Genomic DNA, 10312 nt, shown 5'->3' with positions numbered 1-10312 from the left:
TACTTTAGACTCCCCTTTAAGTTGAGTTAACCTTTGTATTAAAGCATTACCAACTATTTAAAAACAATTTTCTTTATAAAAAAGAACTAGAATATTATAAAAAATAATAAAAAAGATTAAAAGACAAAATGAAACCTTGCTCCGCAAGCTAAAATACATCTTAACAGATCAAAAGAAGTCGCTACGCTCCGTTTACAATAGAAAAAATAGCGATTCTAAGGTTTTTTTTTTATAAAACCACACCGATTCTTGTTTGAAATAAGCCACAGGAGTTGTAAAGAGCTCACTTCGTTCGTGCAGGGCAAGCCCTACATACCCAGAACCCTTTTCAAAATGATTTAAACCCTCTTTTTAGACGGATAGAGAACATTAATGCAACTAATCGTGTATTTATATAACGCCAATGCAAGATTGCTTAAACACACCTTAAATTGCTTTTTAAAGACAGCTGTTTTATCGTCCTCTGTTCATTGAATTTGAGTGTGTTGGTTTTTGATTCTTTTTAAGCTCTGTATCTCTTGATTTCAGGCCGTTTAACGAGAAGCTAAGCTCTTTATTCAGCAACTTCTCTAAAAAGTCTTTAAGCACCTCTAAAATTGATTCTAAGCGATTTAAAGGGATGGTTCCTGCTTCTTTATTTTGTTCCAGCACAGAAATCCACTTTTTAGCTTTCTTTTCATCTTCAGGCATTCGTCCATTTTCGACTTTACTTAAAATTAAGCGGCCTTGTTTTTCCATTTCGCTAATCTGAAAAGGGATTTTTGCATCTTTCAAGATACTTTTATAAATAATCGCTTGATCTTTAAACTTTTGCCCTGTTTTGAGTGTGTTTTCTAGTGTATCTAAGTAATAAGTGACTTTTTCGGTCGCTTCGTCAGCTCGTTGATTCGCTTGCTGAAGTTGTCCTTTAAGGTTTGTTTTTTCTTGCTCTACCAGGTCAACCTCTTTTTTTAAAGCTGTCAGGTCCTTTTTTGAAGCCTCGGACACTTGATTGAGTTGATTGTTTAATTTGATTCCAGAAAGAGAGAGTGTTTTTAATTTCTCGAATTCGCTATAAGGAAGCGTCACTTTATCGCCAAATAAGCTTTTCTTAGAGGCTTTTTCTACTTGGTCAAACACTTTTTTGGGTTCACTAAACAACTCTAATTCTTTAGATAAATGATCTTTTTTCTCTTGAATTTGCTTGGCGTATTTTTTAATTTCTTTGACCGAATCCAACTCAATCGTTTCGCCATTTAAAATGCCGTCTTTATAAATAGTCGGCAGTTCTTTTTTCAGAAAGGTATCTAACTCGCCATGAAATTTTTGTAAATCATTTCGGTTCAATACTTCTTTAGCCGATACTTTTTCACGTTGTTTTTTTTCGTCCCAAACGACAGGCATAAAAACAAAATGCAGGTGTGGGGTGGTTTCGTCTAAATGAACTTGAGCAGACAAAACATTTTTTTCGCCTCCATATCGTTCACTCAAAAACGCATACGTCTTTTCAAAAAAGGCTTGCTGATCCGATTCAGTTTGTTCTTTCAAATGTTTAGGCAAGGTTACAATCCAACTGCAGCCAACTTTGACATCGTCTCGTTTCATGCAGTAAACCTCTTTCAATCGGTCGTTTAATCTAGAAAGCGTGTCGCCTTCTTTTTGACATAAATCAATGTTTAAGTAAGTTTTTGTCGGGTCGATTTCTTCGTTTGAATGGTGGTCTGTTTTACGGTCTAAGTGAATGGATAAGCCGTTGAGGTTTCCTCTTGTAAATTTTTGAACGTGAGCCATGAAATCCCTCCTCAATAAAGTACCTCCACTATAAAGTACCTCCACTATAAAGTACCTCCACTATAAAGTACCTCCACTATAACATGAAGAACGAGCCAGTAAAGATCTGGTATAGCTTGTTATACCAAAATAAATTTTGGTCAGGCTCTGCGAGGCAAAAACCGTCTGTTCTCTCCGTCCCTTTTTTCGTCTTTAGGCTGAAAAGGTTCGTCGTGAACAAGCCCGAAAAATGACGGCATTCCCGTCTGGTTTTTTCGTGCAAAATAAAAAAAATCCTCTTTGCCTTTTTGGCAGGGGACTTTTCTTAAGACAGATAGTTACTTTTTACTTTTTTTAAAGAAGGTCATATAAATGGCTGATCCAATGAATAATATATAAATAACATAATAAACAAACTCATTAACTGCGGGAGAAATATCAAACAAAGATTCAATAACAAAAATTACAATAGCTGCTGTGAGAGCTCCAAGAATGGGACGAGAAATTGATTTAGGTATTTTGCTATCGAGGTAGTTTTTCATTGTATTTTCCACCTTCTATAATTTTAAAACAATTATAACATTTCATAAAATAACTTAGGAGATAATATTTATTTATCTGTTTTAAATTTCAATCAAATTAATCGACACTTACAATCGACATAGGAAAACCAATCAAATCAATGGCTGCTACCTGTCGATTTTGGGTAGATTTCAAGTAGACAGTTAAAAATTCCAACCACATTATTTTATTGGCTCTCCGAACCACTGATATTCTATACCTGCTTCATCTCGAACAATGGAGTCAGAGAGAATTTCAAATGTTTGAGTGTGTTTCTTCTCCTTTTTATCCTGGTAACTAATTTTAATGAACTCATCGTCAGATTTAAATGTTAGTAATTTCGTATCATAGCTATTAGACTCTTCTGCCCAAACCACTTTTAACTGGTCACTCTCAGAGAAAATACCGTATGCTAATGGAACAGAAGTATCAACATCTCCTCCATTTTGGTAAATAAAAAGATTCGGATCTATTTTTTTATTAGAACAACCTGACAAAATAAATAAAGTAATTACAGCAATCGCAAAGATATATTTATTTTTCATAACTTTCCTCCTCTAATCAATATTTATATAAATGGTACCTCATTTTTTAAGCGCATACAATAAGGTTTACATTATTATATGTGCTTAAAGTTCCAATACATGAAATGACATACAATCGTGTATCCCGAATCCTTTACCCAAAGGGTTCTTTTTTTATGTCCGCCCTCAATACACGATTGCACTTTAACCAGCGCTGTAATCGCCTATTCTTTTTTGTTGAAGAGACGACTGAAAAACCCTTTTTTATTTATTGAGGTAGTTTCTAATTCTAATAAATTTTTATCGTGTTTTTCAATACTTTTAATAGCTGTTTCCAATTGATCAGATAATTTTAAGTTGCTTTCGACCAATTGATTTATAAGTGTTTCGTACTGTTTTATCTTATCATCTGAAGCTAGTTGTAATTTAGCGGTTGTATCGGTGCTTGTGTCGCTACCAAGTTGCGAATCGGTGTCTGACACGCTCGCTATGTCGTTTTCTTCTAAAGCTTGTTTTAATGCGCTCTTTAGCGATATATCGGGACGCTTCTTTAACGATACGACCCGCTTTATAGTCGCTACGTCATTACGACTATATAAACGACTATTATTACTATCACGTTCAAAATAATTTAAATTACCGCTTAAATTTTCAATTAAACTTGAGTATTTGCGCAGAGTTGTAGGTGCAACACCTATCTTTTTTGCAGCGCTATTAGGCGCTATGTATTCAATAAAATTAGAATCTTTATCCATGAAAGAAACCACCTAACCTTAAATGTTTTTGAGATAATATTTAAAGAATTTGTCTATCTAATAGTGTAGTATTTTATTTTGTCATTTCTTCTTGAGTTTTTTCACGCTTATAACGTTCAGCGTGTGATTCTATTTCTTCGTTATTTACCCAATCGTATAAAGGGACTTGTAACTGTTTTTTTTCTTCAAAAATAAAAGTTATTCGTTCAATCTTATTTCCTTTTTTAGCTTTTCCTTTTTTATATCGTAAACTTTTAAAAAAAGGCTTTAATTCTTCTACGCTTTTTTTTAGTATCCTTCGATCTATGTCATACATGCGGTAACTCTTAGGGATATCTAACAGCCTTTTAAATTCATCTATAGGTACCGTATAAAATCCTGTTCCCTTAAATTGCTTTAGTTTACGATAAATTGCTTTTGTATAAGAACTTTTAATTTCTGTGAATTCCTTTAGCTCAAACTTAGTAAACATTTCAAAATCATTTAATAAAAATTCAAAGTCACTATTAACACCAATTTTTACGGTTTGTATATCTGCATCGATATCAAATTTCGTAAAGAGTACAAAACGTTTGATTCTTGTTTCTGTGCGTTCTCCATAAGTGAGTCCAAGCATTTTGGTGTATGTTTTATCGAGATCATTCATAAAACGTTTAGTAGAGGTAGGGGAATAATTACTTAAATCTTTCAACTGATCGAAACTAAATTCAATTTCCTCAGTGCTATTATCTTTTAATCTAGAACAAATAGAAAAAAATAAATCTAATTCATTAGGATTAAATTTTCGAAAACTAACATCATTTAAACTATTTTCATATTTTACAATCTCGTTCAAGATAAAGACCACCTTTCTAACATTGAATTATTTAATTATAAACAACTAAAGACGACATGTAAATAGTTTGTCGTTCTTTAGCAGACAAACTGTCGTCTGTGCACAGACAAACTGTCGTCTTTACACAGACAAACTGTCGTCTTTACACAGACAAACTGTCGTCTTTACTACAGACAAACTGTCGTCTGTAGTATGGCTGTATCATGCATGGTTAAAGGCTAGAATTGACCTCTAAAACTCTTTTATCTTTAAAACTCTTTTATAACTATATTAATACTATTATTTAAAAGACCTGTAAAAATTTTTAACAACAGAAAAAAACAAAATAGTATATAAATTGATTTAAAGTAGCAATGACAGTTTGTCTAACAAAAAAAGATCAAGTAACTAAATGAAACCTTGCTACGCAAGCTAAAAGATATCTCAGAAGATCAAAAGAAGTCGCTACGCTCCGTCTGCAATGGAAAAAGAGCGATTCTAAAAAGGTTTTTAATAAAACTACACCGATTCTTGTTTGAAATAAGCCACAGGAGTTGTAAAGAGCTCACTTCGTTCGTGCAGGGCAAGCCCTACATACCCAGAACCCTTTTCAAAATGATTTAAACCCTCTTTTTAGACGGATAGAGAACGTTAATGTAACTAATCGTGTATTTATATAACGCCAATGCAAGATTGCTAAAACACGCCTTAAATGGCTTTTTAAAGACAGCTGTTTTATCGTCCTCTGTTCATTGAATTCGAGTGTGTTGGTTTTTGATTCTTTTTAAGCTCTGTATCTCTTGATTTTAGTCCATCTAAAGAGAACTTAAGCTCTTTATCCAGCAATTTTTCTAAAAAGGCTTTAAGCACCTCTAAAATTGATTCTAAGCGATTTAAAGGGATGGTTCCTGCTTCTTTATTTTGTTCCAGCACAGAAATCCACTTTTTAGCTTTCTGTTCATCTTCGGGCATTCGTCCATTTTCGACTTTACTTAAAATTAAGCGGCCTTGTTTTTCCATTTCACTAATCTGAAAAGGGACTTTTGCATCTTTCAAAATACTTTTATAAATAATCGCTTGATCTTTAAACTTTTGCCCTGTTTTGAGTGTGTTTTCTAGTGTATCTAAGTAATAAGTGACTGTTTCGGTCGCTTCGTCAGCTCGTTGATTCGCTTGCTGAAGTTGTCCTTTAAGGTCTGTTTTTTCTTGCTCTACCAGGTCAACCTCTTTTTTTAAAGCTGTCAGGTCGTTTTTTGAAGCCTCGGACACTTGATTGAGTTGATTGTTTAATTTGATTCCAGAAAGAGAGAGTGTTTTTAATTTCTCAAATTCGCTATAAGGAAGCGTCACTTTATCGCCAAATAAGCTTTTCTTAGAGGCTTTTTCGACTTGGTCAAACACTTTTTTGGGTTCACTAAACAACTCTAATTCTTTAGATAAATGATCTTTTTTCTCTTGAATTTGCTTGGCGTATTTTTTAATTTCTTTGACCGAATCCAACTCAATCGTTTCGCCATTTAAAATGCCGTCTTTATAAATAGTCGGCAGTTCTTTTTTCAGAAAGGTATCTAACTCGCCATGAAATTTTTGTAAATCATTTCGGTTCAATACTTCTTTAGCCGATACTTTTTCACGTTGTTTTTTTTCGTCCCAAACGACAGGCATAAAAACAAAATGCAGGTGTGGGGTGGTTTCGTCTAAATGAACTTGAGCAGACAAAACATTTTTTTCGCCTCCATATCGTTCACTCAAAAACGCATACGTCTTTTCAAAAAAGGCTTGCTGATCCGATTCAGTTTGTTCTTTCAAATGTTTAGGCAAGGTTACAATCCAACTGCAGCCAACTTTGACATCGTCTCGTTTCATGCAGTAAACCTCTTTCAATCGGTCGTTCAATCTAGAAAGCGTGTCGCCTTCTTTTTGACATAAATCAATGTTTAAGTAAGTTTTTGTCGGGTCGATTTCTTCGTTTGAATGGTGGTCTGTTTTCCGGTCTAAATGAATGGATAAGCCGTTGAGGTTTCCTCTTGTAAATTTTTGAACGTGAGCCATGAAATCCCTCCTCAATAAAGTACCTCCACTATAACATGAAGAACGAGCCAGTAAACATCTGGTATAGCCTGTTATACCAAAATAAATTTTGGTCAGGCTCTGCGAGGCAAAAACCGTCTGTTCTCTCCGTCCCTTTTTTCGCCTTTAGGCTGAAAAGGTTCGTCGTGAACAGGCACAAAAAACGTCGGAATGTCCGTCTATTTTTTTCGTGCAAAATAAAAAAAATCCCCTTTGCCTTTTTTGGCAGGGGACTTTTCCTAAAAAAAGGAGATGAAAAACAAGAGAAAAACACGTTAAAAGTGTCATACATTTGTATGACAAAATGTATGACAAGTGTAACACATATGTATACATATGTAATACATGACCTCTTACAAACGCTGGTATGACAGTCTTTTGAAGAGGGTTAAGAAAAGGCCGTTTTTCGCCTTCTAGGCGCCTGGTTTTATTTTTGAGATTCGTCAGGCACAGCCTGACACGTCAACGTTTTGAAGCGGAGCGGAAAACCGGCAGGCGCCTGAATCTCTTTATGCTCTTTTTTAAAACCTACTGATTTATCTTTTTAGGATATTTTTCTAAAATCGACACGTATAAACGACAGTAAAAAAGCAGTCAGATCCATACATGCAAACTGTCTATTTTGGGTAGACTTTATTTATACAATGATTTTAAGGTCATAAAATAATTACAATATTAAGAATCAATTATTAGGGATAAAACATTCTATCAATCTTGGGTATAATATTGCCAGAAGAACATACAAACTAAAACAATGCTGCTCAATACAAACAAACCAATATATTCTATAAAAGTTGTTTTTTTTCCTGTCGCTTTTTCTCTATCTTTTGGAAAAATGTACAGCCATTCTCGAAAAAACATTCCAAATCCAGCAATACCTAGAATTATCACTAAACCAAACCAGAAAACCAAACCTATCATACTTTACCTCCAATACTTGATTTAAATATAATCGTAAATATTCAGTAAAATATACATGAAATGACATAGAATCATGTATCCAGAACTCTATCCAATCAGAGGTTTTTTTTCCCTGAAAAAAATTAGCTATAGCTATCAATATCGTACACCTGATTGACAGCAAAACTTATATGGATACCTTTTATTATTAGTATGTTTCATAAACTACGTACTCTGATACTTATGACAAATTTAAAATATAAAAAGAATCAAGATAGAGTATAAAATCTACTCTATCTTGATTATACCAGTCCTTCTAGTACTTTTTTTTGAGTTTGTCTTAATTGACATTAAGATAAACTGAACAATATTATTTGTAGATTTTATTTAGTTTAAAATTGGTATAAATAAAATTTGCATAAAAATGTGTGTTGTTGCATGAGCGAGCATAGCATATGATAATCCATGTTTCCAATACAGATAACCAAAACCTAACCCACCTATTCCATTTAAAATAAACATTCTGATTAATATAGGTGCAGATGTCCCTAATAATTGCGCTGTGGCAGGAAAATGACCTGCTGCAAATAAAATCGAAGAAAGGATGATAGAAAATATATAGACCCGATTAGGTATATTCAGATAATCCTTAGATCTAGCAAATAATTTCCAAAATATTAAGACCAAAAGAGACATTATGAATAATCTAAGTAGTATTTCTTCGACTATTCCGCCATAAAGAATACTTGAAATAAAGTATATTGGCGAAAACACATAGCTTTTTATTTCAGATGGAAGGTATTTGAAAAAGATAAACTGATCAGAGAATGTGATTATTAAACCTGTTGTGAATCCAATTAAAATTGATATAATCATTGATTTTTTATCGTGTTTGAAATTTAAATTTAAATTGACTCTTTTTGCTATTTTCAACCCCAAAAAAGATGCTATAAAGGTTAATATTGCTCCTTGCACTGCTGCAACAGGAATAAGCGCTTGTATTGAACCTAGTTGAGAAATGATTTGTTGTTTCATGGTCTCAGTAAATGTAGAAATTTGATAAATTCCCATAAAAACACTTGCAATTAAACCTATAATAGACAACATAAAACTAATTTTAAAATCTTTACTTCTTATTATTTTTTTAATTTTTAACATCTCCTTATGAGTTTTACTTAATTCTTATTGTGACAACCCCATCTATTACTTCAAGATACACTATTTGAGATAGAATCGTGTATCCCGAATCCTTTACCCAAAGGGTTCTTTTTTTAATTGCCTCTTCAATACACGATTACACTTCAACCAGCGTTGTAATCGGCTATTCTTTTTTGTTAAATAATCGGCTTAAAAAACCTTTTTTAGCTCGTGCTGGTTCGCTTTTTTCAGTTTCACCATTAGAAACATAACTGTCTTTTTGACTCGTATTCTCTTCTGTTTGACTTGTAATCGCCAGTTGTAATTGTTGTATTTGTTGGTTCGTTTGTAGGGTTAATTGTTGTTGCTGGTCCAGTAAAAGTTGAAATTGATCAAGTTGTCCATAGAGTCTTTTCTTCTCTTCTTTTAACTCATTTATCTGCATTTTTAGTGCGTCAACCTCGTCAACTGCGTCAACCTTGATTTGGTTGACGCTGGTTAACGCCTTTTTATTTTTCCTTATCGCATCAGCAGTTTCAGCCGTCAACTCGTAAACCCCGTCAACCTTTTTAGGTTGAAAGCGGTCAGGTAATTGTTCGATTCTTTTATGAACGGCTTGTTTGGATATACCAAGCTCTTCAGATAATTTTTTTACTGAAATAGTTGCCATAATAAATAATCTCCTATGATTTTACTTGCTTTGATTCTTCTAACCAATTGTGTAAAGGTACAAATTTTTTGTTAGAATTTTTTTCTTTGAAACGAAATTCAATTACAGCTATTTTATTTTCTTTCCTTGCCTTATGTTTGATGATTTTTAAATCATTAAAGTAAGGAGCTAATTCATTCTGTATTGGCTTAAGAACTCTTTGATCAATGTTACCCATTTTATAACTTTCAGGTATATCAAGTCGCTCTCTAAAATCCTCTATTTTAACTTTATAAAAACCTGTTGACTTGAATTGTTTAATAAGTCTGTACATAGTTTTTGCATAGCTTGAACGAATTTCAGTAAATTCTTCTAATTCAAATTTTGTAAATTCTTTAGTTAAGCGATTAATTAAATGTTCTAATTCAGGATTCACTGAAATCTCAACGTACTGTTGCTTTTTACTAATTTTAAAACCTGTAAATAAAGCAAATTTTTCTATTTCATCTTCTGTTTCGGTTCGGTAATTTAAATTCATCATTTTATCATACACACTCTCTAAACTATCGGAAAATCGATCTATAGAGGTGGGTTTATAAGCACTTAATTCTCTTAATTGTTCAAAATCGAATCGAACTTTTGCTATTCCTTGATCTTTCATCTTTGCACAAATAGAGAAAAACAAATCCATTTCTTTAGCTTCAAAATTCCTCATAGGGATAAGGTTTAAATCATTTCTGTATTTAACTTTTATCTTAGACAAATTAAGCACCTCCATATCTAATAATATATAATAAAAGCAGCACAATCAACAACAACAATAATGTTTGGTTGTTTGTACTCAGACTTTTGGTTGTTTGTACTCAGACTTTTGGTTGTTTGTACTCAGACTTTTGGTTGTTTGTACTCAGACTTTTGGTTGTTTGTACTCAGACTTTTGGTTGTTGGTCACCCCCTAGAAACGTTGACGCACCATGCTCCCAACGCCCCCCTAAAACATATCTTTAAAAAGTATCTTAAAAAGTATTATAAAAAGTACTTTAAAAGAAAAGTTCAAAAACTCAAAAATATAGATAAAAAATGTTAAAACAAAAATAAGTCTGAAGAAAGAGAAATAACTAATCTGGATGTGTAATTCACTATGGTATGCGTG

The 10312-nt window shown here is 32.9% G+C and carries 10 protein-coding genes; all 10 read right to left on the bottom strand.

The window, feature by feature from the left end:
- Positions 1 to 453 precede the first annotated feature (453 nt).
- The gene (gene mobV / locus ACMHYH_RS10890) at positions 454 to 1770 is read right to left on the bottom strand and encodes a MobV family relaxase (RefSeq protein WP_414840403.1); all 1317 of its coding nucleotides are present in this window, start codon (positions 1768 to 1770) and stop codon (positions 454 to 456) included.
- A gap of 317 nt (positions 1771 to 2087) precedes the next feature.
- The gene (locus ACMHYH_RS10885) at positions 2088 to 2291 is read right to left on the bottom strand and encodes a hypothetical protein (protein WP_414840402.1); all 204 of its coding nucleotides are present in this window, start codon (positions 2289 to 2291) and stop codon (positions 2088 to 2090) included.
- A gap of 201 nt (positions 2292 to 2492) precedes the next feature.
- Complete coding sequence (locus ACMHYH_RS10880) at positions 2493 to 2855, bottom strand: hypothetical protein (RefSeq protein ID WP_414840401.1); 363 nt, start codon at positions 2853 to 2855, stop codon at positions 2493 to 2495.
- Positions 2856 to 3058: 203 nt separating this feature from the next.
- Complete coding sequence (locus tag ACMHYH_RS10875; RefSeq protein WP_414840400.1) at positions 3059 to 3589, bottom strand: hypothetical protein; 531 nt, start codon at positions 3587 to 3589, stop codon at positions 3059 to 3061.
- Positions 3590 to 3662: 73 nt separating this feature from the next.
- Positions 3663 to 4424: a replication initiation protein gene (locus tag ACMHYH_RS10870; protein WP_414840399.1), complete on the bottom strand. Its 762-nt coding sequence runs from the start codon at positions 4422 to 4424 to the stop codon at positions 3663 to 3665.
- Between the two features lie 714 nt (positions 4425 to 5138).
- Positions 5139 to 6455 carry a MobV family relaxase gene (gene mobV, locus ACMHYH_RS10865; protein ID WP_414840408.1) on the bottom strand — a complete coding sequence of 439 codons (1317 nt, stop codon included), beginning with the start codon at positions 6453 to 6455 and terminating at the stop codon, positions 5139 to 5141.
- A 726-nt stretch (positions 6456 to 7181) separates the two neighbouring features.
- A complete protein-coding gene (locus tag ACMHYH_RS10860; protein ID WP_414840407.1) occupies positions 7182 to 7394 on the bottom strand; it encodes a hypothetical protein in 213 nt (70 codons plus the stop codon).
- 366 nt (positions 7395 to 7760) lie between these two features.
- On the bottom strand, positions 7761 to 8531 hold the full coding sequence (locus ACMHYH_RS10855) for a CPBP family intramembrane glutamic endopeptidase (protein ID WP_414840406.1): 771 nt from the start codon (positions 8529 to 8531) through the stop codon (positions 7761 to 7763).
- A 163-nt stretch (positions 8532 to 8694) separates the two neighbouring features.
- Positions 8695 to 9180, bottom strand: coding sequence for a hypothetical protein (locus ACMHYH_RS10850; protein ID WP_414840405.1), 486 nt, complete (start codon positions 9178 to 9180; stop codon positions 8695 to 8697).
- A gap of 13 nt (positions 9181 to 9193) precedes the next feature.
- Complete coding sequence (locus ACMHYH_RS10845) at positions 9194 to 9922, bottom strand: replication initiation protein (RefSeq protein WP_414840404.1); 729 nt, start codon at positions 9920 to 9922, stop codon at positions 9194 to 9196.
- Positions 9923 to 10312: the final 390 nt, after the last annotated feature.

The organism is Carnobacterium sp. TMP28, assembly GCF_047553015.1.
Classification (GTDB): domain Bacteria; phylum Bacillota; class Bacilli; order Lactobacillales; family Carnobacteriaceae; genus Carnobacterium_A.
Note: the sequence above shows the minus strand (reverse complement) of the source record. Positions and strands in the feature narration are given on the sequence as shown.